This window comes from Tianweitania aestuarii (assembly GCF_018457165.1).
Taxonomy (GTDB): Bacteria; Pseudomonadota; Alphaproteobacteria; order Rhizobiales; family Rhizobiaceae; genus Tianweitania; species Tianweitania aestuarii.
The window spans coordinates 79,757-105,913 of the sequence record NZ_JAFMNX010000004.1 but is presented as its reverse complement, the minus strand read 5'-3'; the positions used below and the strand labels follow the sequence as shown (position 1 = coordinate 105,913).

The following is a 26,157-nucleotide window of genomic DNA, read 5'->3' as shown; positions in this document are numbered from 1 at the left end:
GTTCACCTCTGTTGATGGTCTTGCGCGACAGGCACTGCCTCAGTGGTCGCGTGAAATGAATTGCCGGAAGCGGTCGGAACGCGGGTTCTCGAACACTTCGGCGGGAGCGCCTTCTTCCTCGATCACGCCGTTGTGGAGGAAGACGGTGCGGGTGGAGACATCGCGCGCAAAGCCCATCTCATGGGTCACGATGAGCATCGTGCGGCCTTCGGCTGCAAGATCGCGCATGACCTTGAGGACTTCACCGACGAGTTCGGGATCGAGCGCCGAGGTCGGTTCGTCGAACAGCATGACGCTCGGATGCATCGCCAATGCGCGGGCGATTGCCGCGCGCTGCTGCTGGCCGCCTGAGAGATGCGCGGGGTAGGCGTGGCGCTTTTCGGCAATGCCAACGCGGGCGAGCAGCGCTTCGGCCTCGGCAATCGCCTCCTTGCGGTCGCGCTTGAGGACATAGACCGGGGCCTCGATCAGGTTTTCGAGGATCGTCAGGTGAGACCAGAGGTTGAAGGACTGGAACACCATGGCGGCCTTGGCGCGCAGACGGTTGACCTGTCTCATGTCGCGGGCGCGCGGCGGCTGGCCGGGCTTCTGGTCGAGCGTGATGGCCTCGCCGTGGATCGACACGCTGCCGGCATTGGGCACTTCCAGCATGTTGATGCAGCGCAGAAGCGTCGACTTGCCTGAGCCGGACGAGCCCAGGATGGAGATGACGTCGCCTTCATTGGCGGTCAGCGAAACGCCATGCAGCACCTCGTGCTCGCCATAGCTCTTGCGGATATTCGACAACTGGACGGCGGGTGTCTTTGCGGGATCAGGCACGGGCTTTCTCCGGCTGGTCGGCTGTTGAAGCGGGCGCGGGACGACGCTCCGGCGACAGCGCATATTCAAGTGCGGCAAAGGCGCGGACGACGATGAAGTTGATGGCGAGGTAGATCGCACCGGCGCAGATGAAGACCTCGATCGGGCGATAGCTCTGCGAGATCAGTTTCGCGGCGATGCCGGTGACTTCCATCAGCGTGACGGTGGACGCGAGCGCAGTCGACTTCACCATCAGGATGATTTCGTTGCTGTAGCCCGGCAGCATCTGGCGCAAAGCCTGCGGAAAGATGATGCGGCGCATCAGCAGAAAGCCGGACATGCCGGTTGCGCGCGCCGCCTCGATCTGTCCGGCCGGCACAGACAGGAGCCCGCCGCGAATGATCTCGGCGCTGTAGGCTGCCGTGTTGAGCGCAAGTGCGAGTGCTGCGCACCAGTAGGCCTGGCGCAGAAATGGCCAGAGAATGCTGTGGCGCAGTTCGGGAAACTGGCTGAGGCCGTAATAGATGATGTAGATCTGGACCAGCAGCGGCGTGCCGCGAAAAACGAAGATGTAGGCTTGCGCGGGAAGGTCGAGCCACCATCTGTTCGACACCCGCATCAGTGCGAGCAGCACAGCCAGCACGGCGCCAGTGACCACGGATAGAGCCGTCAGCTGGAGTGTCAGCGGAACGCCGTTCAGAAGCGTGGTGAAGCTTTCCCACAGAAACGGAAAGTCGATGACCATCACGCAGCCCTCCGCACGCCGCGCATGGCGCGCCGTTCCGCCAAACGGAAGCCGCGGCCCGACACGAAGGTGATCAGGAGATAAAGCGCGCCGGCGGTGAGGTAGAAGCTAAAGGGCTGGCGGGTAGAGCCGGCGCCGATCTGCGACTGGCGCATGATCTCGACCAGGCCAATCACCGAAATCAGCGCCGATTCCTTCAACACGAGCTGCCAGACATTGCCCATGCCGGGAATGGCGAAGCGCGCGGCTTGCGGCAAGATGATGCGGCGAAACAGGAGAAAGGACGGCATGCCGTAAGCGCGGGCCGCCTCGATCTCGCCCTTGGGAAGCGCCAGAACCGCACCGCGAAAGACCTGCATCTGATAAGCGCCGGACACAACGCCGATCGCCATCGCGCCGGTCAGGAAGGCAGGCGCGCCAACGAACCCCTCAGCCCCGAACAAGGCGCCTACGGCCGAGATCACCGAGCTTGAACCGAAGTAGAAGAGATAGATCACAAGAAGATCGGGGATGCCGCGCAGAACGGTGGTGTAAAAACCCGCAATCGCTCGCAACGGCATGAAGCGTGAAAACGCGGCGGCGGCTCCAAGCGAGCCCAGAACGGAGCCGATGAGGTAACCACACAGTGCCACCGCGACCGTCATGCCGGTGGCCGCGAGCATGCCATAGCCCCAGCCATTGGGCCCAAAGCCCATGAGCTGCAAGTAGTCCAACTTTCAGCCTCTCGTTCCCGCGCGTGTTCGGCACGCGTTTTTGATCCAACGCTCGTTTTGCGGGCTGGTATTTGAAGGCACAAGATTGTCAACGCGTCTGCATTCCGTCAAATTCGTTCTGAGGACGTAAGAATAAGCAGATGTTATGCTAAGACGATGATGAACCTGAGACAGGTGGAGGCGTTCCGGGCCGTCATGATGACCGGGCAGATGACAACGGCGGCCGAGCTGATGTCGGTGACGCAGCCTGCCGTCAGCCGCCTCATCCGCGACCTGGAGCATGCCACGAAGCTGCGGCTGTTTGAACGGCGCGGCAACCAGATCATTCCGACGCAGGAAGCGCTGACGCTTTGGAAGGAGGTCGACCGCGCCTTTGTGGGCCTCAATCATATCGCAAGCCTCGCCAAGGAGATCGCGCGCCAGGCGGCGGGAACGTTGCGGATCGCGGCCATGCCGGCACTAGCGAACGGTGTGCTTGCGCGCTTCCTGGCGCGGTTTTTGGAAGACAAGCCGAACCTGCAGGCCTCGTTGAGCGGTTTGCCGTCTTCGCTGGTGATCGAGGCGGTGGCGGCGGGACAGGCCGAGATCGGTTATGCCGATGGTCCGCTCGATCGACCGGGCTTCATCATCGAACCGCATTCCATACCGGCCGTGGTCGCCATGCCGCAGCATCATCCGCTGGCAGAAAAGGCCGTGATCCAACCGGCCGATCTTCGCGGTCAGCGGATGATCAGCCTCGAGCCCGGCACGGTGTTTGCCATGCGGGTGGAAGTGGCGCTGGCCGGGGTGCAACGGTTGTCGATCGTAGAAACGCGGCTGTCGCACACGGCCCTGTCGCTCGTCAGCGAAGGCGCGGGCATTGCGATCATTGATCCGACATCCGCCAGCGAGTTCATAGACAGGGGTGTTGCGGTGCGCCGCTTCGGCCTTTTCATCGATGCCGGCTTTCTTGCGATCCAGCCGGCCAATCGCACACGTTCAGACATCGTCGACCGCTTCATGCGCGAGTTCGTCATGTTCCATGACGCATCTGTGGACGACCGCCGGCTAGTGCGCTTTGCGTCACACGAAGGCTGAGTTCAGGCCGGTCTGAGATATCTGTGCAGATGGGGGTCGATGGGAAACCGGCCCTGGAACTGCTTTGCCGACACAGGGCGGCCGACATGGAACCCCTGCACCTTGTCGATCGCAAGCTCCTGCACGACGGCGACGTGTTCGTCGGTTTCGACGCCCTCGATCAGCACGGAATGGCCGCGGTTGCGCACGAGGCCGACGATGTCGCGCAGCATCGCCTTGCCCCGCGACGTGTGGCTGTCATGCAGGAAGGAGCGATCGATCTTGACCGTGTCGAAGTCGATCAGACGCAGCCAGGACAGGCCGGCAAAGCCGGTGCCGAAATCGTCCAGCCAGATGCGAACGCCGAGGCGCTTCAGGTCGGCGATGCAGCGCAGAACATCCGAATGCATCTCCATATCCAGGCCTTCGGTGATCTCGAAGGCAAGCTTGCTGCCGCTGACGCCGTGTTCATCGAGAATCGCGGCAACGCTGGCTGCAAAGCCAGGCGCCTTCAGCTGGATCGGCGAAACATTGACGCTGACCAGCGAGACATGGCCATCCACCAGGAGATCCTGGCACACGGTGCGGATCGCCCAAAGGCCAAGATCGAGGATTGCGCCCGTGCGCTCGGCTACCGGGATGAATTGGCTGGGAAGGATCAACGTGCCATCAAGCATCCGAAGGCGCATCAGGGCTTCGACGGCCTCCGTTTCGCCCGATGCGGTGTGCTGGATGGGCTGGTACACCAGCGACACCAGCCTATCGCGCGTTGCAACCCGCAGAAGGGCTGCAATATTTTCGGTTTCGTCGCTGTTGGCGGGATCGTTGGGATCAAACACCCGCGTGCAGTTCCGGCCGCTCGCTTTGGCGTTATAAAGCGCCCGATCGGCTTCGTGGATGATCCGTTCGACCTTGTTGTCGGAGCGCGGCCGCACAAGGGCGGCACCGACGCTGACGGTCACATCTGTAATGCCGTCACGGCGCAGCTCGTGCTTGACCCCGAGCCGTTCAACGGCCAGGCGGATCTCTTCAGCGAGGCTCGTGACTTCTTCCTGCGTGTTGGTGGGCGCCAGGATGATGAACTCCTCGCCACCATAGCGGCCCATGAAGCCGTGATGCTTGTTGATCACGTCGCTGAGCGCATCGGCCACGAGGCGCAAACAATGATCGCCTTCCTGATGGCCGTAAAAATCGTTGAACTTCTTGAAGAAGTCGACATCCACCAAGATGGCCGAAAAGCTCATGCCGAGCATCTGCCAATCGTCCCAGAAGTCGCGCAGTTTCTCATCCACTGCACGGCGGTTGGCGACGCCGGTCAGGGCGTCGGTCCGTGACAGCTTCAACAGGGCTTCGCCACGCTGCACGGCTTCGGTTTGCTGGAAGCGCGCTTTCATGGAGTTGAGGAAGACGCTGAAGCGCTCCTTGTTGAGCTTCCAGTTGACGTAGGTCGTGAAAGCAAAACAGGACAGATAGAAGGTGGCGAGGGTCACCCGGTAGGTCGTGCTTCCGGGAAGAAGGTAAAGCGCAGTCAGCACACTGATCAGGATCGCCGTCGACGACATGACGGACAAGGAGAACTTGAAGCTGAAGAACAGGTTCGCGCCCATCATGAAGATGCAGCCGTAGAACATGTAGTAGGAGAAGTTCTCGACATACTGGGTCTGCAGCGAGGTGAACAGCCAGGCAAGATAGGCGACCACGAGCGCGACGGCGCATGTCAGGTCGAGAGCGCTTGAGCTCTGGTGCCGGTGATACTGCACTTCGAAAACTGGCAGGATGATCAAGCCCACCAGAACACGGGCGGTGATGGAATAAGGCGCCACATCCGGAATAAGCACGGCGTCGGTGACGGAAAAAAGAAGATACATGATGAACGACAGCCAGATGCCATGCCGGGCTATTCTGCGGCGCGCATCATCGCTTTCGCTCTGGTAGAGACCATCCAGCACCTTTGGCAGGGTGGCGCGCGGCTTCTTCAGCAGCGCGGCTTCGATGAGTGCTGGCAGGCGTTGGTCGATCATGGTTGCGAGCGAAACCTGTTGTTGGCGCGGCCGAGCAGATCATGGTCGGGATGATCATCCCGCCGAGCACTTCCCTGCCCCAAGCAAGCCGTACCCATTGATAGACTTAGCTCCTTTCCGAGCGCTTTAACGGTTCGATCCAATTGTCTCCAACCGTCCGATAATCGGCGACAACTATCCCGGGAAAGCCGCGTCTGCACCTAAAGTTTTAGGACCTGCTTAATAAAACGATCTAGTCGCATCCGAGTGAAAATGTTAACCGATGATTAAGGTTAACATAAGTTAAATCGGAGTGGCGGATGAGCCAGATTGTGTTCGACGGCATGAGCCTCATTACCCCCGATACCGTCGCCGCCGAACTGAGGACAGCCGCTTCCGAGCACCGCATCGCAGCCGATAACGCGCGCGCTCAGCTAGCACTGATGCTGCAGCTGACAGAACTGCGCTTTTCAACCGGTGTTGATCTCGAACAAGCCACGATGCGCATCAACCAGGATCTCCATCAGATCCGCAGCCAGGTGAGCCCGCAAGTGTGGGAAAGCCTGGTTCCTGTCGTGCAGGATCATGCCGTTTCAGCGTTCATGATGCAGGATCCGTTCACGCGCTGGTCATTCGAGAAGCCGCGCGGCTATTCGGGCGATGCGCAGTTGCTCGATTTCATCTATCGTCATCCGTCCGCGCAGGATGCCATTACCGCCGCCTCCCCTGTGGGACAAACCCTGTACCAGATCACCAGCGCGTCGCAGTCATCGGCTGCCGTTCGCGAGCGGCGCGATCTGCTGACGACCTATGTGGATGAAGTCGGCGAAACGTTGGGTGGCGGCGCGGAAGTGCTGACGATCGCTGCCGGCCATCTGCGTGAAGCCAACAGTTCCGCTGCCCTTCGAAACGGCCAGCTCGCGCGCTGGGTGGCGCTCGATCAAGACCCGCTCAGCGTCGGGTCGATGATGCGCGATTTTGCGGGAACAGCCGTCGAGCCGATGGATGGATCGGTTGCAGGTTTGCTGACGGATACTTACGAGCTCGGCCAGTTCGACTTCGTTTATGCCGCTGGCCTCTACGACTATCTGCCGCGCAAGGTGGCCATACGGCTGACGAAGAAATGCATGCAGATGCTGAAGCCCAAGGGCACGTTCCTGTTTGCCAACTTCGCCGCGGGCATTCCGGACGACGGCTTCATGGAAACCTTCATGAACTGGTCGCTGCTGCTGCGCTCGGAAGAAGAGATGTGGGACATCATCAATGCCAGCGTCGACCGCAACACGGTGGATGCACACGTCTATCATGGCGACAACCGCAACATCGTTTACGCGACGATCCGCAAGAACGACTGAAGCGGCCGAACTATAACATCGTTCTGACGTTCCAGAGTTCAGGAAACAGCACGACGTCGAGCATGCGGCGGAGATAAGACACACCGCCGGTGCCGCCCGTGCCGCGCTTGAGCCCGATGACGCGCTCAACAGTGGTGACGTGGTTGAAGCGCCAGCGGCGGAAGTAGTCTTCGAAGTCGACGAGCTTTTCGGCGAGTTCGTAGAGGGTCCAGTGTTTCTGCTCGTCGGCGTAGATCACCTTCCAGGCGTCCAGCACCTTGGGGTTCTCCGAGCGCGCATGGCGCCAATTGGAGCGCATGGCGTCTTCGCCGATGTCGAAACCGTTGCGGTGAAGCAGAAGCAGCGCTTCATCGTAAAGGCTCGGCGCCGCGAGGATGTCTTCGAGGCCAGCAAGCACGGCCGGACGGTGGCTGTGCGGATTAAGCATCGCCAGATTGCGGTTTCCAGCGAGGAACTCGATGGCGCGATACTGATGAGACTGGAAGCCCGAGGACTGGCCGAGCGCGTCGCGAAAATGGCTGTATTCGCTGGGCGTCATGGTGCGCAGTACGTCCCAGGCACTGTTGAGCTGCTCGAAGATGCGGGCGACCCGCGTCAGCATCTTGAAGGCCGGTTGTAGCCGGTCTTCACGTATCGCCAGAATAGCGGAGCGCAATTCGTGGATCGCGAGCTTCATCCACAGTTCGGATGTCTGATGCTGGATGATGAACAGCATCTCATCATGCGCGGAGGACAGCGGCGTCTGCGCGTTCAGGATGCGTTCGAGATCGAGATAGTCGCCATAGGCCATCCGGTCCTTGAACGACATTTGAGCCCCTTCTTCACGGGGATCATAGGGCCGGCTCATGTGACGCGGGCCTTTTTGCGGTATTCCGCCTTGTCCCAAAGACGATCGGCCATGATCTCGGCCAAGATATTAACGGCGCGGGAAACATCGCCCTGCGAGAGGTACAGGGGCGTGAAGCCGAAGCGCAGGATGTCGGGCGCGCGAAAATCGCCGATCACCCCACGCGCAATGAGCGCCTGCATGATCGCGTAGCCTTCGGCATGGCGGAACGACACCTGGCTGCCGCGCCCGTTCGGGTCGCGTGGCGAGGCGAGGGTCAGATCCGAGCATCGCGCTTCGACCTGCTCAATGAAACCTTCCGACAAGGCAATTGAGGCAGCGCGCAGATCGCCCATGTCGACGCCCTCCCAGGCATCGAGCGCGGCTTCGAGGGAAGCGAGCGCGAGCACCGGCGGCGTGCCGACGCGCATGCGCTCGATGCCCGACCCGGCACGATAATCGAGATCAAAGGCAAAGGGCGCTTCGTGGCCCATCCAGCCCGACAGGCTCGGGCGAGCCATATCGGCATGGCGGGGCGCGACATAGATGAAGGCCGGCGCGCCGGGTCCGCCATTGAGATATTTGTAGGTGCAGCCGACGGCGAAGTCGGCCCCGGCGTCCGCGAGTTCCACCGGCAGGGCGCCGGCGGAATGGGCGAGATCCCACACAGTGATGACGCCGGCCGCATGTGCCTTCGCGGTCAGCGCCTTCATGTCGTGGAGCCGGCCAGTGCGGTAGTCCACCTGCGTCAGCATCAAAACGGCGACAGTCTCGTCGATGGCAGCTTCAACGGTTTCCGGGTCCACGACCTTCAGCTCATGGCCTGATCCACGCGAGTGCAGCAGGCCTTGGGCGATGTAAAGGTCGGACGGAAAGTTGCCGTTGTCGGATAAAACGATCTTGCGCTCCGGATTGAGATCCAGCGCGGCTGACAAAGCCTGATAAACCTTGATCGAAAGCGTGTCGCCCATCACGACGGTGCCTGGCTCAGCTCCGATCAGGGGTGCGATCCTATCGCCCACGCGCGCGGGCTGTTCCATCCAGCCGGCGGCATTCCAGCCGCGGATCAGCATCTCGCCCCATTCCGCTTCGAGCGTCTGGCTCACCCGCTTTGTTGCAGCCACCGGCAGCGGTCCGAGCGAATTGCCGTCGAGATAGATCACTCCGTCGGGCAGGTGGAACAGGGTCCGCGTGGTGGTGAAGTCGGTCATCGTCAGCCTTGTTGGCGCAACAGGAATCTCTGGATCTTGCCGGTCTGGGTCTTCGGCAGGGTCTCCACGAATTTCACAGAGCGCGGATATTTGTAAGGCGCAATCGTCGCCTTCACGTGATCCTGCAACAGTTTGGCCGTCTGCTCGCCGGCATCGACCCCGCTCGCGAGCACCACATAAGCTTCCACGATCTCGCCGCGGTCGCGGTCGGTAGCACCGATGACCGCGCATTCCAGCACATGCTCATGCGCAAGAAGGGCCGCTTCGACTTCCGGACCGGCGATGTTGTAGCCGGCCGACACGATCATGTCGTCGGATCGGGCGGCGAAATGGAAACGCCCTTCCTCGTCCTGGATGAAGGTGTCGCCCGTCAGGTTCCAGCCATCGCGGACATATTCGTGCTGGCGGTCGTCGGCGAGATAGCGACATCCGGTGGGGCCGCGCACGGCCAGACGCCCGATGCTGCCGCGCGGCAGTTCGTTCATCTCGTCATCGACAATGCGCGCCTCGTAGCCGCCGACGGGCCGGCCGGTGGAGCCCGGCGCATTGTCGTCGAGACGATTGGTGATGAAGATGTGGAGCATCTCGGTCGAGCCGATCCCGTCCAGCATCGGCTTGCCGGTTTTACGCTGCCATTCCTCGAAGATGGGTGCCGGCAGGGTTTCGCCGGCAGAAACGGCAACGCGCAGCGAAGACAGGTCGGCACCGTCTTCCATGCCCTTCAGCATGGCGCGATAGGCCGTTGGCGCAGTGAAGCTGATGGTTGCTTTGTATTTCTCGATGATCGCCATCATGTTGGGCGGCGTCGCACTTTCGAGCAAGGTCGCGGCCGCTCCGAAGCGCAGCGGAAACACCGCGAGCCCACCAAGTCCGAAGGTGAAGGCGAGCGGGGGCGAGCCGACAAACACGTCGTCAGGCGTGACGCCCAGCACTTCCCTGGCATAGCCGTCGGCGATGATCAGGATATCGCGGTGAAAGTGCATCGTGGCTTTCGGCACGCCGGTGGTGCCGGAAGTGAAGCCGAGCAGCGCGACATCGTCGCTGCTCGTTTGCACGGCGTTGAAATCCACAGGCTTGTCGAGGGCCGCGCGGTCGAGCTCTGCATCGTGATTGGCCGTGCCGTCGAAGCCGACAACGCGCTTGAGGAAGGTGCTGTCGGACGCACAGGCCTCCATCTCTTCCATCAACCGCGTGTCGCACAAGGCCAGCGAGATCTCGGCCTTGTCGACGATCTTGGACAGTTCGCCGGCGCGCAGCATGGGCATGGTGTTGACCACCACGGCGCCCGCCTTGGTTGCCGCCAGCCAGCAGGCGACCATGGCCGGATTGTTGGCCGAGCGGATCAGGATGCGGTTGCCGGGCTGAACGCCGAAGTCTTCAACCAACGCGTGGGCCAGACGGTTCGTCCAGTCGGACAGTTCCTTGTAGGTGCGCCGGCGACCGTTGCCGATCAAAGCCGTGCGATTGCCAAGGCCGCGTTCCACCAGACGATCGGTGAGTTCGACGCCCACATTGAGGCGGTCCGGATAATCGTACCCATCAAGCAGAAGCTGCGGCCAGTCCTCCATTGATGGAAGATTGTCGCGCGTAAATGTGTCAGTATGAGCCGAAACTCCAAGCATCACAGCAGTTCCCGAGCTGGATTGTCCAAGCGTGCCGTCCGCTTCTTGTATGAGCACGCACTCGTGCTCGCGGCGGATCGGCGATCAGGGGAGCGTGGCACGCTGTTCGAGATACTTCAAGCATATAGTTTTTCGATTGCGGACCAACTTCATTTGGGTAGGATCGGCGTCAACCGAGCCAGGAACCGGAGCAGCAAGCATGATCTTCCGCCATATCGAGGATTGGGACGACGCTTATGCCAACGGTCCCAACATCGCGTCCGGCGATCGCTGGCCGAACGCCTGGGTGGAGCCGGCCGCCAACTTTCGCCGCGACCTGGAACAGGCCGGGCGGGCGAAGCTCGACATTGCCTATGGTTCGGGTGAGCGAAACCGGCTCGACCTGTTCATGCCGGAAGGCGAGCCGGTGAGCCTCGTGGTTTTCGTGCATGGCGGATACTGGCGTGCACTCGACAAGAGCTACTGGTCGCATCTGGCGGCAGGCCCGCTGGCGCATGGCTTTGCGGTCGCCATGCCCTCCTACACGCTGTGCCCGACGAACAGCATTGCCGGCATTACCCGCGAGATCGGAGCCGCGATCAGCCATGCTGCCGAGCTTGTCTCGGGTCCAATCAGGCTGACCGGTCATTCTGCCGGGGGGCATCTCGTTGCGCGCATGGTGAGCGCGTCATCGCCCTTGTCGCCCGCGCTGCAGCAACGCATCGCGCATACCGTTCCGATCTCCGGCCTGCATGATCTGCGGCCTCTGATGCGCACGCAGATGAACGAAGCCTGGCGGCTCGACGAAGCAGAAGCCGCCAGCGAGAGCCCTGTTCTTCTGGCGCCGATGGAAGGCGCACGCGTGACCTGCTGGGTCGGCGGCAACGAACGCGCCGAGTTTCTGCGGCAATCCGAACTGCTCGCCAATATCTGGGTCGGGCTCGGTGCCCGTATGGCATATGTTTGCGAACCGGACCGACACCATTTCACCGTCATCGACGGTCTCGCCGATCCGCATCATCCCCTGACGGAAGCGCTGATCGGCTGAGCGGTTGATCTCGATTGGTTTGAACGGGTAATGCCGCGCTGGCATTATGCCTTTCGAGGGCACGGCATATCGGGCATGTGGCAGGGGAAACAAGCGAAGTGAGCGCTGATCAGTTCAACACGGATCCCTGGCTGGATGGCGAAACGCAGATCGCCGATGCGCCCGGCAATCACGGCGACGAAACCCATCTGTGGCTTCGCTTGCTGACCTGCACGACCCTGATCGAGACCGAAATCCGGCGCGGATTGCGCGAGGAGTTCGACTTCACGCTGCCGCGTTTCGATCTGCTGGCTCAGCTCGAGCGCGCGGAAAACGGGATGGTGCTCGGCGAGATCTCCAAGCGGATGATGGTGTCGGCAGGCAATCTGACGGCGCTTGTGGAGCGGCTGGTGGAAAGCGGCCACATCACACGCACCACCTCCCCGTCCGACCGGCGCGTGCAGATCATCTCGCTGACGCCCTTTGGACGCAGCGCCTTTGGTGACATGGCAGAACGCCATCGCGCCTGGCTGAACAACCTGTTTTCAGGCGTATCAGCTGAGGAACGGGACATGCTTCTAGCCGCGCTCGCCAAGCTCAAGATTTCCGTGCGGCGGGGTTTGACGCAGGAACGCTAGGTGTGTGAGCCGCTAGCCAGAAAGCTCGGCAACATTCACCCACAGGCAGAAACTTTAAGCTTGAAACTTCTTTCGAAGCGGTCCACCCTCGCGGTGCCTTGGATGGTCCGCCTCGGGCGGCGCTCAACGAAGGAAGAGAACCTATGCGTATCGTTTGCATCGGCGGTGGAGCAGCCGGCCTTTATTTTGCGCTGCTGATGAAGCGGCAGCATCCAGCGCATCAGATCACCGTGGTCGAGCGCAACAAGCCGTTCGACACGTTCGGCTGGGGCATCGTTTTTTCCGACGCCACCATGCAGTCGATGCGCCAATGGGATCCGCAAACGGCGCAGGTGATCGAAGACAGCTTCAATCACTGGGACGACATCGAGCTTCTGTTTAAGGGTCGGCGCATCCGCACCACAGGCCACGGCTTTGTCGGCATTGGCCGCAAGAAGATGCTGAACATCCTGCAGGATCGCTGCCTCGAGCTTGGCGTGGAGCTGCAGTTCGAGCGCGAGGTCGAATCCGACGCCGAGTTCCCGGACGCCGACCTGATCATCGCCGCAGATGGCGTGAATTCCAAGATCCGGCGGAAGTATGCCGAGGTCTTCAAGCCCGACATGCTCGTGCGGCCGAACCGCTTTATCTGGCTCGGCACCAACAAGCGCTACGATGCCTTCACCTTCGACTTCCGCCGCACGGAGCATGGCTGGTTCCAGGCGCATGTCTACCGCTTCGATGAGAACACCTCGACCTTCATCGTTGAAACAACCGAAGATACGTTCAAGAAGCACGGCCTCGGCGAAATGAGCCAAGACGAGTCGATTGCGTTCTGCGAAGGCGTGTTCGAAGAAACGCTCGAAGGCCACAGCCTGATGAGCAATGCCCGCCATCTGCAGGGGTCCGCCTGGCTCAACTTCAACCGGCTGATCTGCGATCGCTGGAGCCATTATAACGGCAACAGCCATGTGGTTCTGGTCGGCGACAGCGCCCATACCGCGCATTTCGCAATTGGCTCCGGCACCAAACTGGCTTTGGACGATGCGATCGAACTAACGCGCCAGTTCGATATTGCTGGCCATGAGGCCGACAAGATCCCGGCCGTACTGGATGCCTACGAAGACATCCGGCGTGTGGATGTCGCGCGTATCCAGAATGCCGCGCGCAACGCGATGGAATGGTTTGAGGTCGTCGGCGAGCGCTATGCCGACCACTTCGAGCCGGAGCAGTTCATGTATTCCATGCTGACGCGCTCGCAGCGCATCAGCCACGAGAACCTGCGGCTGCGCGATCCTGTCTGGCTGGAAGGCTATGAACGCTGGTTTGCCGAACGCGCCGGTGTCGAACCCGCTGCGAACGGCGCTGTTCCGCCGCCGATGTTTACACCTTATTCCATCAAGGATCTGACGCTGCACAACCGCATCGTGATGTCGCCGATGGCGATGTATTCGGCCACCGACGGCCTGGCTGACGACTTCCACCTCGTGCATCTCGGTTCGCGTGCCATGGGCGGCGCGGCGTTGATCTTCCCCGAAATGACCTGCGTTTCGCCGGATGGACGCATCACGCCCGGTTGCCTCGGGCTGTGGAACGACGAACAGGGTGCTGCGCTGAAGCGGCTTGCTGATTTCGTTCACACGAAGACGCCCGCCAAGATCGGCATCCAACTCGGCCATGCCGGGCGAAAGGGTTCAACCAAGCTTGCCTGGGAAGGCATGGACCAGCCGGTGGATGAAGGCGGCTGGGACCTGATCTCAGCATCCGCCCTGCCCTACAAGGCGGCATCCCACACGCCCCGCGCCATGACGCGCGAGGATATGGATCGGGTCGTGGCCGACTTCGTGTCCGCCACGGAACGCGCGGCGCGAGCCGGTTTCGACATGCTGGAGCTGCATGCCGCGCACGGCTATCTCCTGTCGAGCTTCCTGTCGCCGCTGACCAACAAGCGCGATGACGAATATGGCGGCAGCGCGGAAAACCGTGCCCGTTTCCCGCTCGAAGTGTTCAAGGCTGTCAAAGCGGCTTGGCCGGAAACGAAGCCGATCTCCGTGCGCTTGTCGGCGCATGACTGGTATGAAGGCGGCAACACGCCGGCAGACGCCGCGGTGTTTGCACGGATGTTCAAGGATGCCGGTGCCGACATGATCGACTGCTCGTCGGGTCAGGTGGTGAGCGAGGAGAAGCCGGTTTATGGCCGTCTGTTCCAGACGCCGTTTTCCGACAAGATCCGCAACGAGATCGATGTGCCGACCATCGCGGTGGGTGCGATTTCAGAAGCCGATCATGCCAATTCGATCATCGCGGCGGGCCGCGCGGATCTTTGCGCGGTGGCGCGGCCGCATCTGGCCGATCCCGCCTTTGTTCTGCATGAAGCGGCCAAGATCGGGTTCGAAGGCCAGCAATGGCCCAAGCAGTATCATTCCGGCCGAGCACAATATGTCACCAACCTGCAGCGCGCGGCAGCCGAGGCTAAGCGGTGAGCCGCCATGCCTTCGTCACCGGCGCCGGTAGCGGAATCGGCAGGGTCATTGCGCTCAAGCTCGCGGAAGCGGGTTGTTCGGTAACCCTAGCGGGCCGTCGAGCTGAACCGCTTCACGCGGTGTCAGCGGAGATCGCGGCAAACGGCGGTGGCAGCTTCGTGCTTGATGGGTTCGACGTCACGGACGAGGCCGCCGTGCAGACCGGTGTTTCGCGTGCGGTGACCGACGCAGGACCGATCGCCGTGCTCATCAACTGCGCCGGCGAAGCACCATCGGCACCGTTCGAGAAGACCGGTGTGGATCTCTGGAACCGTGTGCTCGGCATCAATCTCACCGGCACCTTTCTCACCACGCAAGCCGCTCTGCCTTCGCTCAAGCAGGCCGGCCACGGACGCATCGTAAACATCGCCTCGACGGCCGGCATGACCGGCTATCCATATGTTTCGGCCTACTGCGCCTCCAAGCATGGCGTGCTCGGACTGACCCGTGCGCTGGCGCTGGAGCTCGCGAAAACGGATGTGACGGTGAATGCGGTCTGCCCCGGCTTTACCGACACGCCGCTTCTCGATGGCGCAATCGACGTGATTACCGGCAAGACCGGCCGCACGGCCGATGAAGCCCGCGCCAGCCTCGCGCGCAGCAATCCGCAGGGGCGATTGGTGACGCCGGAAGAGGTGGCGCATACCGTGATGTGGCTGGTGTCGCCCGATGCAGGGTCGATCACCGGGCAGGCGATTGCGGTGGCCGGCGGCGAAGTGATGGCCGGCTGAACATCAAGAACAAGGGCGCCGGACCGCATGGTGATGCGGTCGATGCAGCCCTGCGAGGGAGGACAATGATGACCAACGCGATGCAGAACAAGCAGCGTCCGTTCAAGGACCACAAGGCCAGCCACTTTCTGTTTGAAACGAGCGAGGACGGCCGCGTGGCCACGATCACGCTCAACCGTCCCGAGAAGAAGAACCCGCTTACCTTTGAAAGCTATGAGGAACTCGGCGACCTCTTTCGTTCGCTGCATAGGGCAAGCGACGTGCGTGTCGTGGTTCTGCGCGGAGCCGACAACAACTTTTCCTCGGGCGGCGATGTGTTCGACATCATAGAACCGCTGACCAAAATGAAGATGCCGGATCTTCTCGCCTTCACGCGCATGACGGGCGATCTCGTGCGCCAGATCCGCGCCTGCCCGCAGCCAGTGATCGCGGCGGTAGACGGCATCTGCGCAGGCGCCGGCGCGATCCTGGCGATGGCTTCGGACTATCGCCTGGCAACACCGGAAGCCAAGACCGCTTTCCTTTTCACCCGCGTCGGTCTGGCCGGGGCAGATATGGGTGCTTGCGGCATTCTTCCGCGCATCATCGGCCAGGGACGTGCGGCCGAACTCCTGTTTACGGGACGGGTTATTGACGCTGCCGAAGGGCACGCTTGGGGGTTCTATAACGCCTTGCATGAGCGCGACGCACTTCTTGGCGAAGCACAGCGTTTCGCCGGGATGCTGGCCGACGGCCCCTGGTTCGCTCATTCCATGACCAAGAAGATGCTCGATCAGGAATGGTCGATGGGCATCGATGAGATGCTGGAATCGGAAGCGCAGGCGCAGGCGATCTGCATGGCCACGGGCGATTTCCGCCGCGCTTTCGAAGCCTTTGCCGGGAAAACCAAGCCGGCCTTCGAGGGCAACTGAGCCATGGCGGATCAATCCCATAGCGCGGCAGGCGCGCCGACGCGCGACCATCTGGACTGGCCCTTCTTTGGTCCGGAGCATCACGAACTCGCCGCGCAGCTGGACAGGTTCATTGCGGCGGGCGGCCTCGGCGCGATCGACCACGGCGACGCCGATGCTGCCTGCAAGGCGCTGGTGAAGCGGCTCGGCGACGGTGGGTTCCTGCGCCATTGCGTGCCCGCGGCGTTCGGCGGCGCATCCGAAGTGATCGACAGCCGCGCCTTGTGCGTGATGCGCGAAACGCTGGCTTATGCCGATGGCCTCGCCGATTTTGCCTTTGCCATGCAGGGGCTCGGCACGGGGGCGATCAGCCTTTCGGGCTCGGATGACGTGAAGAACCGCGTGCTGCCACGGATAGCCAAGGGCGACTTGATCTCGGGTTTCGCGCTGACGGAACCGGACGCCGGTTCCGATGTCGCGGCCATGGCGACAACGGCCGAGCGCGACGGAGACGACTACGTGCTCAACGGCGAGAAGATCTGGATCTCGAATGGCGGTATCGCTGACGTTTATACCGTCTTTGCCCGCACCGGTGAAGCGCCGGGCACGCGCGGCATCTCCGCCTTTGTCGTGTTTGCCGACACGCCCGGCTTCGTGATTGCCGAGCGCCTCGAGACCATTGCGCCGCATCCTCTTGCGCGCATCCGCTTCGAAAACTGCCGCGTTCCCGCGTCCCAGATGCTCGGCGCGCCCGGCGAGGGCTTCAAGATCGCCATGCGCACGCTTGATATTTTCCGCCCCTCCGTTGCCGCGGCAGCACTTGGCTTCGCCCGCCGCGCCCTGGACGAAGCGGTGGCACATGCCGCGTCGCGCAAGATGTTTGACGCGACATTGGGCGATCTGCCGACGGCACAAAGCACATTGGGCGACATGGCGACGGCGATCGACGCCGCATCGCTGCTGACGATCCGCACCGCCTGGAAGCGCGACGTGCAGAAGCTGCCGACGACGCGGGAAGCGGCCATGGCCAAGCTGACCGCAACAGAGAACGCCCAATGGGTGATCGATCAGGCCTTGCAGCTTTTCGGCGGACGCGGCGTGCGCGTCGGTGAAATCACCGAGCGGCTTTACCGCGAGATCCGCGCGCTTCGCATCTATGAAGGAGCGACCGAGGTCCAGAAACTGATCATCGGGCGCGAATTGATGAAGGCCGCGCGCACATGACCTTTGGCCGACAAGGCTTCAACGCTCGCGTGATCCGCCGATCCGCGACAATCAGCATTTGAATGGAGAAGGACATGAGCGTCCCCGACCTGTCCGAACAGCCCAAGGCCGCAGCGAACCGCATCCTCCAGCCTGAGGGCTGGGAAAGGCCGCGCGGCTATTCCAACGGCATCGAAGCACGCGGGCGGCTTGTTTTTGTCGGCGGTCAGATAGGATGGACCGGCCAGTGCAAATTCGAGGTCCATGATCTTGCTGGGCAGGTCCGCCAGACACTGGAGAACATCGTGGCCATTCTTGCCGAAGCTGGTGCCGGCCCGGAGCACATTACGACGATGACCTGGTATGTGCTCGACCGCAAAGCCTATTCCGCTTCGCTGAAGGAGATCGGTGCCGCCTACAAAGCCGTGATCGGGCGCAATTTCCCGGCCATGGCCGTCGTCGAAGTGTCGGGCCTCGTGGAAGACGAAGCGCTGGTGGAAATCCAGGCGACCGCCGTGGTTCCGGACTGACGCCATGGCTGTTTCCCTTACGCGAAACGGTGAGATCGCGCGGATCGTGATCGACAGTCCGCCCGTGAATGCGACATCACAGGCCGTGCGCGCAGGCTTGATGCAGGCTTTGGCGCAGGCCAGTGCGGATGATGCCATCACCGCGATCGTGCTGAGCTGCGCCGGGCGCACTTTTGTTGCGGGTGCTGATGTCAAAGAGTTCGGTCAGCCGCCGCAGCCGCCGTTTCTGCCGGATGTGGTCAATGCAATCGAGGCTTCAAACAAGCCAATCGTGGCGGCGATCCATGGAACCGCTTTTGGCGGCGGGCTGGAAGTGGCTTTGGCCTGCCATGGTCGCGTGGCGCATGCGGATGCCGAGCTGGGACTGCCGGAAGTAAAGCTCGGCATCGTTCCGGGTGCCGGTGGAACGCAGCGATTGCCGCGCCTGATCGGCGTTTCCTTGGCAATGGATCTGGTTTCAAGCGGGCGGCGCATGGGTGCTGCCGAAGCTAAGGATTGTGGCCTTGTCGATGCGATTGCTCAAGGCGATCTGGTCAGCATCGCCACGGAACTCGCCCGCAGTCTGGTGGGCACCGAACCGCGCCGAACGGGGTCGCTTGCCGTGCCGGCGTTCGATGCGGAGCCGGTCAAGACGCAGTTTGCCGGCGTGGAGAAGAAAGCGCGAGGGCAACGCTCGCCGGCTGCGGCCGCTTCCCTTGTTCTTCAAGCAGCACAACTGTCCTTGGCAGATGGTCTGGCCGCCGAGCGCGCATGCTTCCTTGAGCTCGTTCAGTCGGATCAATCCAAGGCGTTGCGGTATGTTTTTGCCGCCGAGCGGGCAGCCGGAAAGGTGCCGGGGCTGGAGGACGCGAAGCCGCGGACCATTCAAACAGTCGCGGTTGTCGGTGCGGGGCTGATGGGCGCGGGCATTGCTGTTGCCTTTCTTCAGGCAGGCTACACGGTGCGCGTTGTGGAGCGCGATGAGGCTTCGGCAGACGCCGGGCGCATGCGCATCGAAGGCTTGTTCGCGCGTCTGGTGAAATCCGGGCGCATCAGCGAAGCCGGGAGCGACGAGCAACGGGGCCGGCTCAGCACCTTTGCCGAGCGTACCGCCCTTGCTCCTTGCGACCTCGTGATCGAAGCCGTTTTCGACGATCTCGCCGTGAAAACGGAACTCTTCGCGGAACTCTCCACGATCGTTCGGCCTGACGCCATTCTGGCGACCAACACCAGCTATCTCGATCCGAACGAGATCGCCCGGGTCGTCACAAACCCGCAGCGATTTCTTGGCCTGCACTTCTTCTCGCCGGCCAATATCATGCGCTTGGTGGAGGTCGTTCGCACCGCCGAAGTTTTACCGGATGTGCTGGCAACCGGCCTTGCCGTGGTGAAGAAGCTCGGCAAGCTCGGCGTGGTCAGCGGCGTTTGCGAGGGCTTCATCGGCAACCGCCTGTTCACCGCTTATCGCCGCGAATGCGACTTCATGCTGGAAGACGGCGCACTGCCGCACGAGATCGACGCAGCACTCGAGGGCTACGGCTTTGCGATGGGTCCTTACGCCGTCAACGATCTGGCCGGGCTCGATATTTCCTGGGCGCGGCGCAAGCGCAATGCGGCCACGCGCGATCCAAACGAGCGCTATGTGACCATTGCTGACCGCTTGTGCGAGGCCGGACGCTTCGGCCAGAAAAGCGGAAAAGGTTATTACGACTATCAGGATGGGCGTCGCACGATCGATCCCGACGTGACCGCAATGATCGAGCAGGCGTCGCGTGATGCCGGTGTCGAACGCCATCCCTTTGCAGCGGCCGACATCGTTGCGCGTGTGCTGGATGGGATCGTTTCAGAAGGTCGCAAGATCCTTGATGAAGGCATCGCCTTGCGCGCGTCCGACATCGATCTCGTTTTGATCAATGGCTACGGCTATCCCGCCTGGCGGGGTGGGCCGATGGTTCAGGCAGGAATTTCGTAATGGCCGAGAACGCTTATATCATCGACGGTCTTCGCACGCCGATCGGCCGCTACGGCGGCAGCCTGTCTTCGGTGCGCACCGACGATCTCGCCGCCCACCCGATCCGCGCCTTGATGCAGCGCTTCCCACAAGTTCCGGCTGAGACAATCGAGGAAGTCGTGCTTGGTTGCGCCAACCAGGCCGGTGAAGACAACCGCAACGTCGCGCGTATGGCGGTACTGTTGTCGGGCCTACCCGAAACAACGGCGGGCACCACCCTCAACCGCTTGTGCGGCTCCGGGCTGGATGCTGTCGGCTATGCCGCGCGTGCGGTGCGCCTTGGCGAGGCGGATCTGGTGATTGCCGGTGGCGTGGAATCCATGTCGCGCGCGCCGTTCGTGATGCCAAAGGCAACGACGCCGTTTTCGCGCCAGAACGAGGTCCACGACACGACGATCGGCTGGCGCTTCGTCAACAGGTTGATCGAAAAGCAGTATGGCATCGACTCCATGCCGGAAACGGCAGAGAATGTTGCCGCCCAATATGGTATCGCACGTGACGACCAGGATGCGTTTGCGCTGCGTAGCCAGGAACGCACCCTTGCCGCGCAGACCAGCGGCCGCTTCGCCCGGGAGATCGCACCGGTCGAGGTGCCGGCTGGAAAGGGCACGACGACCAAGGTCGATCGGGACGAGCATCCACGCCAAACCACGATGGAAAAGCTCGCTGCGCTTGGCACGCCCTTCCGTCAGAACGGAACGGTGACTGCTGGCAATGCGTCCGGTGTCAACGATGGTGCGGCGGCGCTGCTGATCGCCTCCGAAAATGCCGTGGCGAAGTACGGATTGAAGCCGTTAGCCCGCATCACCGGTATGGCGACTGTCGGCGTTGCACCCTCGATCATGGGTATCGGCCCCGTGCCAGCCACGCAGAAGCTTCTTGCGAGCAAGCAACTCGACATTGGCGACATCGACCTGTTCGAGCTCAATGAAGCCTTTGCTGCGCAGTCGCTTGCCTGCCTGCGCCAGCTCGGCCTTCCCGATGAAGCCGATTTCGTCAATCAAAACGGCGGTGCCATCGCGCTTGGTCATCCGCTGGGGATGTCTGGTGCACGCCTTGCGCTTACAGCGGCCATCAACCTCGCAGACAAACAAGCAAAGCGCGCAGTGGTGACACTCTGCATCGGGGTCGGCCAGGGCATCGCCGTATTGCTGGAACAGCCCTGACCGCTTGGTTTAGCGTACTTCGTAGTGGATCGGCTTGAAGCTGCCGCCGTTGCTGGCTGGGGCCGAGCACGCGGTGAGGCCGATGATGAGATCCATCTTGGCGACGAACACGATGCGGTCGCCTGCCTTGCTCAAGGGAGGTAGAACCTTGAACTTGCCGGTTTCACCATCCACCGGCACGTTCATGAAGCAGTTGAAGGCGATCGGAATTTCATCTTCCTCGATGCCATAGGGCTTCAAGGCAGCCGCGAGATTGCCGAGGCAGCCGCGATGCGGCGGCTCGTTGTCGTAGCACATGCGGAAGGTCGCCTCGGAACACGGCGTAAGCAAAAAGTCGTGCCGGCCGACATCGTCTTCCACGATCTCCAGCATCACGTTGGAGCGATTGGAATAAAGCTTGTCGCCGGTGGTGAGATAGATGCGCTCGGCATAATCGAGCGTGCGCCCCGATGAGAGCATCTCGCGCTTGTCGGCGGCGCTGACCGCCAGAAGATCGGCAACCTGCGCACCGAGAGCGTCAATCACGGTCAGAGTTTGCCCGGCCTTCATCTCAAAAGCGTCGCCACTGCGCGGTGGGATGACGTGGTGATGGTGGTGTGCGTGATCCATCACGAACGCTCCTCATTGTCGGCATCGGCTGGCTTGGGCTCCAGCATAAGTTCTGCTTCCGCCTTGCGGCCGAAGGGACAGCGCCAGTCTTCCGTGACGGCGCGACCGCTATATTGACGTGCTTCCGAGATCGAACCGTGACGCGCCAGCATCGGGTTGATGTCGCCGGCGAGCTTCACGTCGCGATCGAGGATCGACTTGCGCAGCTTCTCGTAACGGTTCTGCTGCCGCAGCATTTCGAACTGGTCATGCAGATTGAACACCATCGTCGGCTGGTTGAAGCGCCGCGCCGGGCGGCTGGCATTGGGGTGCAGACCAACCACGAAAAAAGCTTCGCCACCGAAGCTCAGTGAGAAATGCGGGTCGTCAGGGTCGGAGCTGACGCGCGGATCATGCTTCTGGCCGCGCCAGGCATCCTTGTCGGCCAGCGATTGCACGCGCTCCCACAAGGCTGTCTCAAACTCGGCTTCGCTGAGATCGTCAGGACCTTCAAACACGACGGCAAAGCTGGTGAAGAGCGTCGGATCCTTGGAATAGGCCCAGGCAAACTGCATGAGTGCATCCTGGATCTCGACATCGTTCCAGGCGCTGCGAATATCGCGCGCCGGGTAAACCGTCATGCGGCCTTTCTGAACGGCGGATTTGGCGCCAACACAGGGAAATTCCGGATCAAGAATGAAGTCGCGCAAGTGTTCTTCGGCACTCGACGCCATCGGCTGCTCGAGTACGGCATGATTGGTACGCATACAAACCCCTTCGGTAGTGTCCATGAACCAACAGGGCTGGGTATGGTTCCGATGATGCGAGGCGCTCCTGACACGAGATTGATCATGCAGATATAGAAATGAAACCGAGTCAGCATGACGCGAGCCGGCATTGCCGTAAGGCTGCGGCTCTCCACATAGATGGTGAAGAAGCTGGCATCGGGTCGCGGGGGGATAACATGGGCCAATTTGAATTCGGGGGCTTATGAGCCGCCAGACCATCGCACATCTTCCCGTTGTTGCTGTTCCAGCAAAGAACGAAGAGGAAAGGCTGCCGCTTCTGCTTGCGGCACTGGCTGGCCAATCCTGGTGTCTGCGCACCGAACAGCCCTTGCGGGTCGTTGCGGTTCTAAACAATTGCACCGACCGAACCAGAGACGCGGCCCTCGTCTTTGCTCGAACAGCTCCGAACCTCCTGATCGAGTTGATCGACGTGGCACTGCCGCCTGATACAGCGCATGTGGGCACGGCACGGCAGATGGCGATGGACCGGGCGCTGGAGCTTTGCTCAGGCCATAACGGCGTCATTCTCAGTACGGATGCGGACGCCGTTCCCGATCCGAACTGGGTTGAAGCCACCTTGAAGGCCATCGACGGCGGCGCGGATGCCGTTGGCGGACTTTTGTATGGCAACAAGCAGGAAGAAAGCCGCCTCGGCGAAGGTTTCCAGGCTCGTGCGGCCGCCGTGGCTGAGTACGGCGCTTTATGCGACCAGCTGGCTTCGCTGATCGATCCCCTTGCCCATGATCCCTGGCCTCGTCATCGCGATCATACAGGCGCCAGTCTTGCGGTGCGTGCCGCGATCTATCAGGCCGTGGGCGGTTTGCCGCCGCTCAGGATGCGTGAAGATCTGGCGCTGGTTTCCAAGATACGGGCTGCGGACGGAAAGCTGGTTCATCCGCTGGATGTGCGCGTGGAAGTGTCGGCACGGCTGACCGGGCGCGCGCAAGGCGGAATGGCGGATTGCCTGAAGTCTTGGCTGCGTGCGGAAGCCGAAGGCGAGCCGATCCTGGTTGAAGATCCCGACCAGCTGAAACAAAGGCTTATGCACCGGCGTGCGGTTCGCGATCTTGCTTCTCTGCCGCAACAGGAGCGTTTCGCAGCGGCTCGGACATTGGGCATCCCCGAAAGCGCTGTTGATGAGACCCGTCAGCGCTTGTCGGCCGGTGCGCTGGTGGAGCAGTTCGCTCCCGATGACCCGGATGCGCCGGCTTCAATCGAAGCAGGCATCGCAACGGACCGCCTACGTCGTATGATCAGCGAGTTGGAAGAGCCTGTTTATGCCGTCGGATAGTGCCGCGCACGACCCTTACCATCAGCATTTGCACCTGGCGCTGCGAAGCGAGGCCGCGGAGCGCGATCGCGATCGTGGCTTTCCGCAGGCAGGTTTCGACGCGCTTCAAACACGCGGCCTCCTCGGCGATCCACCGCTTGAGCCATCGCAGATGCGGCGGCTTCTCCGGCTTCTGGCTAAAGTCGGTCGTGGCGATCTGCCGACCGGGCGGATCTATGAAGGCCATGTCAACGCGCTCGACCTGGTTCGTCGCCACGGAACGGCGGCGCAGCGCAGTCACTATCAAGCCCTGGCGGACAAAGGGCATGTCTTCGGGATCTGGAACACCGATCAGCCCGGCTATCCGCTTCATCTGGAAGACGGCCGTCTCGGCGGAGCCAAGAACTATGCGTCTGGGGTGGATGGTCTGTCCCACGCCATCGTCACCGTCACCAGGCCAGAAGGGCGGGTGATGATCATCGCGCCGCTCGACGGCCTGCCGGTGGATCGCTCATGGTGGAAGCCGATGGGGATGCATGCGTCCGGAAGCCATGTCGTGGATTTCAGCGGGTTGGCGGTCACGCCAGACATGATCCTCGGCAAACCGGATTCCTACCTGGAACAGCCCTGGTTCTTTGCCGGCGCGATCCGGTTCGTGGCCGTTCATGTCGGCGGAATGCATGCCGTGTTCGATGCGGCGGTTGAGCATCTTCGCGCAACGAAGCGCATCGGCGATCCCTACCAGTCGCACCGGGTTGCCCGCATGGGCACGGCGGTGGAAAGCGGCTATGCCTGGCTTGATCGGGCAGCGGCCGAATGGGCGAGCGTTGCAAGCGGTGACGGCAATCCGGATGCGCTCGTTGCGACTGTGAACGGGGCGCGCGGCGCCGTTGAAGGTTTTGCGCTGTCGGTTCTGGAAGATGCGGAACGCGGTGTGGGTGCGGCAGGCATGATCGCGCCCCATCCTCTCGAACGTCTGATCCGCGATCTGCGCACCTATTTGCGCCAACCCAACCCCGATGGCGCGCAGCAGGCGCTTGGGTCTGCCATCGCGAATGGAGCGTGGGAACCCGGCTGGTTGAACGAAGAGGCCGAGCAATGACCGTTCGCACGCTCACAGCCGCCGATCTTCTTGCCAAGCGCGTTCTCGTGGTTGCGCCCCATCCCGACGACGAAACGCTGGGATGCGGCGGTCTGATCTGGCACCTGATGAAGCTTGATCGGGCGCTGCACGTAGCCTTCATAACAGATGGCGGCGCATCGCACCGCAAGTCGCCGACATGGCCAAGACAGCGGTTGGCCGAAGCGCGGGAACACGAGGCCGCCGACGCTTTGCAGCGGCTTGGCGCCGGGGATGCCGGGCGAACCTTCATGCAGCTCCACGATGCAGCCATGCCGAAGGGAAACACGCCGGAAGGGGAACGCGCCCTCGAACATGCGCGGCGCATCGTCGACACGTTCGAACCGGACCTCGTCGTCTTGCCATGGCGCCGCGACCCGCATTGCGATCATCGCGACGCGTGGACGCTGTTTCAGGCTGCTTTGAACGCCTCGGCTCGGCGGCCGGATATCTGGGAATATGCGATATGGCTGGATGAGCTCGGCGCGGACGAAGACAAGCCCGCTGCCGAGGAAATGGAGCGTATGGCTTTTGAAATCGGCGAAGCCTTGCCTGCCAAGCTGCAAGCCGTGCAAGCCCATCAAACACAGCTCGGCGCCCTGATTACCGATGATCCCGACGGCTTTCATCTGACGGACGTCACGATCGAGCGCCTTGTCGGCCCAGTGGAAACCTATTGGCTGACCCGCAGGTGAAGCCGAGCGACGTTCATAGCTTCGAAGCGCTGTTTCAAAACGCGATCGATCCCTGGAACTACCGAACATCGCGTTTCGAAGCCAGGAAGCGGCAGGATCTGCTGCGTGCCTGCGGCAGCGGCAAGGTCGGTCGCGGACTGGAACTCGCCTGTGCCATCGGTGAAACCTCGCGTGCCCTGATGTCTCGCTGCCTCACGCTTGTGGCGACCGACGGCGCACCGACGGCACTCGCCGAAGCAAAGCGCCTGACGCCGCAAAATATGCGGATCGATTACCGAGCCGGCATCCTGCCCAGGGATCTGCCGCGTGGTCCCTTCGATCTGATCGTCGTGTCCGAGATCGCCTATTATCTGCCTGCACGGCAGCTCGACGGTCTTGCCCGATCCCTGCTCAAGGCGGTTGCGCCAGGGGGAACGATCGTGGTGCTTCACCACGTCATTCCCTTCGACGATGCCGCTCAACTGCCGGCCATGGCGCAGGCGCGGCTTTGCCGTGCGCTTGAAGCCAGGATGATCCGCGTTCACGGCAAACGGCAGCGCCGTTATGTGGCGGCAGCCTTTCGCAGGAAAACAGGGCCGATTACGAACGGCTCGAAGTGACCTTGCCTGCCTGAAACGACCAACGAAGACGCGCAAAGATGATTTGCCGATGTCGACCTTTGGCGGGGTTGGCAATGCGCGCGAAGCCGCTAGGATGCGGCTGACATTCAGGGAGG

Annotated in this window: 24 protein-coding genes; 15 read left to right on the top strand and 9 right to left on the bottom strand. The window is 61.9% G+C overall.

The features are described from left to right. Positions 1-39: 39 nt before the first annotated feature. The 3 genes from JYU29_RS15220 to JYU29_RS15210 are packed head-to-tail and all read right to left on the bottom strand — an operon-like array spanning position 40 to position 2,238. Positions 40-819: an ABC transporter ATP-binding protein gene (locus JYU29_RS15220; protein ID WP_347879912.1), complete on the bottom strand. Its 780-nt coding sequence runs from the start codon at positions 817-819 to the stop codon at positions 40-42. Then, positions 812-1,543 carry an ABC transporter permease gene (locus JYU29_RS15215; protein ID WP_213985701.1) on the bottom strand — a complete coding sequence of 244 codons (732 nt, stop codon included), beginning with the start codon at positions 1,541-1,543 and terminating at the stop codon, positions 812-814. The genes JYU29_RS15220 and JYU29_RS15215 overlap by 8 nt, the downstream gene beginning before the upstream one ends. Then, entirely contained in the window at positions 1,543-2,238 is a 696-nt protein-coding gene (locus tag JYU29_RS15210; protein ID WP_284144934.1) for an ABC transporter permease, read from the bottom strand. Before JYU29_RS15210 ends, JYU29_RS15215 begins: the two co-directional genes overlap by 1 nt. A gap of 174 nt (positions 2,239-2,412) precedes the next feature. Here JYU29_RS15210 and JYU29_RS15205 point away from each other — a divergent pair, with 174 nt between their 5' ends. Next, positions 2,413-3,333: a LysR substrate-binding domain-containing protein gene (locus JYU29_RS15205; RefSeq protein WP_284144933.1), complete on the top strand. Its 921-nt coding sequence runs from the start codon at positions 2,413-2,415 to the stop codon at positions 3,331-3,333. A gap of 2 nt (positions 3,334-3,335) precedes the next feature. Here the strand turns inward: JYU29_RS15205 and JYU29_RS15200 are convergent, their stop codons facing one another. Continuing rightward, positions 3,336-5,333 carry a putative bifunctional diguanylate cyclase/phosphodiesterase gene (locus JYU29_RS15200; RefSeq protein ID WP_213985699.1) on the bottom strand — a complete coding sequence of 666 codons (1,998 nt, stop codon included), beginning with the start codon at positions 5,331-5,333 and terminating at the stop codon, positions 3,336-3,338. 299 nt (positions 5,334-5,632) lie between these two features. On the opposite strand from JYU29_RS15200, the gene JYU29_RS15195 reads away from it, so the two are divergent. Further along, on the top strand, positions 5,633-6,667 hold the full coding sequence (locus JYU29_RS15195; RefSeq protein WP_213985698.1) for a class I SAM-dependent methyltransferase: 1,035 nt from the start codon (positions 5,633-5,635) through the stop codon (positions 6,665-6,667). A gap of 10 nt (positions 6,668-6,677) precedes the next feature. Here JYU29_RS15195 and kynA read toward each other — a convergent pair whose 3' ends face one another. From kynA to JYU29_RS15180, 3 genes are read right to left on the bottom strand one after another with little or no spacing between them, the layout of a single operon-like run. After that, positions 6,678-7,514 (bottom strand): tryptophan 2,3-dioxygenase, encoded by an 837-nt coding sequence (kynA, locus tag JYU29_RS15190; protein ID WP_213985697.1) that lies wholly within the window; start codon positions 7,512-7,514, stop codon positions 6,678-6,680. Further along, a complete protein-coding gene (gene kynU / locus JYU29_RS15185) occupies positions 7,511-8,704 on the bottom strand; it encodes a kynureninase (protein ID WP_213985696.1) in 1,194 nt (397 codons plus the stop codon). Before kynU ends, kynA begins: the two co-directional genes overlap by 4 nt. Positions 8,705-8,706: 2 nt before the next feature. Then, positions 8,707-10,326, bottom strand: coding sequence for a benzoate-CoA ligase family protein (locus JYU29_RS15180; RefSeq protein WP_213985695.1), 1,620 nt, complete (start codon positions 10,324-10,326; stop codon positions 8,707-8,709). Positions 10,327-10,525: 199 nt separating this feature from the next. On the opposite strand from JYU29_RS15180, the gene JYU29_RS15175 reads away from it, so the two are divergent. From JYU29_RS15175 to pcaF, 9 genes are all read left to right on the top strand, one after another. Continuing rightward, positions 10,526-11,353: an alpha/beta hydrolase gene (locus JYU29_RS15175; RefSeq protein WP_213985694.1), complete on the top strand. Its 828-nt coding sequence runs from the start codon at positions 10,526-10,528 to the stop codon at positions 11,351-11,353. A gap of 98 nt (positions 11,354-11,451) precedes the next feature. Further along, positions 11,452-11,970, top strand: coding sequence for a MarR family winged helix-turn-helix transcriptional regulator (locus tag JYU29_RS15170; RefSeq protein WP_213985693.1), 519 nt, complete (start codon positions 11,452-11,454; stop codon positions 11,968-11,970). A 143-nt stretch (positions 11,971-12,113) separates the two neighbouring features. After that, positions 12,114-14,432, top strand: a complete 2,319-nt coding sequence (locus tag JYU29_RS15165) for a bifunctional salicylyl-CoA 5-hydroxylase/oxidoreductase (RefSeq protein ID WP_213985692.1) — start codon at positions 12,114-12,116, stop codon at positions 14,430-14,432. Further along, the gene (locus tag JYU29_RS15160) at positions 14,429-15,202 is read left to right on the top strand and encodes an SDR family NAD(P)-dependent oxidoreductase (protein ID WP_213985691.1); all 774 of its coding nucleotides are present in this window, start codon (positions 14,429-14,431) and stop codon (positions 15,200-15,202) included. The genes JYU29_RS15165 and JYU29_RS15160 overlap by 4 nt, the downstream gene beginning before the upstream one ends. 68 nt (positions 15,203-15,270) lie before the next feature. Next, complete coding sequence (locus tag JYU29_RS15155) at positions 15,271-16,113, top strand: enoyl-CoA hydratase family protein (RefSeq protein ID WP_213985857.1); 843 nt, start codon at positions 15,271-15,273, stop codon at positions 16,111-16,113. Positions 16,114-16,116: 3 nt separating this feature from the next. Beyond that, positions 16,117-17,316 (top strand): acyl-CoA dehydrogenase family protein, encoded by a 1,200-nt coding sequence (locus tag JYU29_RS15150; protein ID WP_213985690.1) that lies wholly within the window; start codon positions 16,117-16,119, stop codon positions 17,314-17,316. Positions 17,317-17,390: 74 nt separating this feature from the next. Further along, complete coding sequence (locus tag JYU29_RS15145; RefSeq protein WP_213985689.1) at positions 17,391-17,825, top strand: RidA family protein; 435 nt, start codon at positions 17,391-17,393, stop codon at positions 17,823-17,825. 4 nt (positions 17,826-17,829) lie between these two features. Further along, the gene (locus JYU29_RS15140) at positions 17,830-19,776 is read left to right on the top strand and encodes a 3-hydroxyacyl-CoA dehydrogenase NAD-binding domain-containing protein (protein WP_213985688.1); all 1,947 of its coding nucleotides are present in this window, start codon (positions 17,830-17,832) and stop codon (positions 19,774-19,776) included. Next, positions 19,776-20,981, top strand: a complete 1,206-nt coding sequence (gene pcaF, locus JYU29_RS15135; protein WP_213985687.1) for a 3-oxoadipyl-CoA thiolase — start codon at positions 19,776-19,778, stop codon at positions 20,979-20,981. The genes JYU29_RS15140 and pcaF overlap by 1 nt, the downstream gene beginning before the upstream one ends. A 9-nt stretch (positions 20,982-20,990) precedes the next feature. On the opposite strand, the gene JYU29_RS15130 is transcribed toward pcaF, so the two are convergent. Continuing rightward, positions 20,991-21,590, bottom strand: a complete 600-nt coding sequence (locus JYU29_RS15130) for a DUF1989 domain-containing protein (RefSeq protein ID WP_213985686.1) — start codon at positions 21,588-21,590, stop codon at positions 20,991-20,993. After that, positions 21,590-22,336 carry a guanitoxin biosynthesis heme-dependent pre-guanitoxin N-hydroxylase GntA gene (gene gntA, locus JYU29_RS15125; RefSeq protein WP_250157504.1) on the bottom strand — a complete coding sequence of 249 codons (747 nt, stop codon included), beginning with the start codon at positions 22,334-22,336 and terminating at the stop codon, positions 21,590-21,592. The genes JYU29_RS15130 and gntA overlap by 1 nt, the downstream gene beginning before the upstream one ends. Before the next feature lie 223 nt (positions 22,337-22,559). Here gntA and JYU29_RS15120 point away from each other — a divergent pair, with 223 nt between their 5' ends. The 4 genes from JYU29_RS15120 to JYU29_RS15105 are packed head-to-tail and all read left to right on the top strand — an operon-like array spanning position 22,560 to position 26,041. Continuing rightward, positions 22,560-23,648: a glycosyltransferase family 2 protein gene (locus tag JYU29_RS15120; protein WP_213985685.1), complete on the top strand. Its 1,089-nt coding sequence runs from the start codon at positions 22,560-22,562 to the stop codon at positions 23,646-23,648. Beyond that, positions 23,635-24,729 carry an acyl-CoA dehydrogenase family protein gene (locus JYU29_RS15115; RefSeq protein WP_213985684.1) on the top strand — a complete coding sequence of 365 codons (1,095 nt, stop codon included), beginning with the start codon at positions 23,635-23,637 and terminating at the stop codon, positions 24,727-24,729. Before JYU29_RS15120 ends, JYU29_RS15115 begins: the two co-directional genes overlap by 14 nt. Next, on the top strand, positions 24,726-25,442 hold the full coding sequence (locus JYU29_RS15110) for a PIG-L deacetylase family protein (protein WP_213985683.1): 717 nt from the start codon (positions 24,726-24,728) through the stop codon (positions 25,440-25,442). Before JYU29_RS15115 ends, JYU29_RS15110 begins: the two co-directional genes overlap by 4 nt. Next, a complete protein-coding gene (locus JYU29_RS15105; protein WP_213985682.1) occupies positions 25,424-26,041 on the top strand; it encodes a class I SAM-dependent methyltransferase in 618 nt (205 codons plus the stop codon). The genes JYU29_RS15110 and JYU29_RS15105 overlap by 19 nt, the downstream gene beginning before the upstream one ends. Positions 26,042-26,157 lie beyond the last annotated feature (116 nt).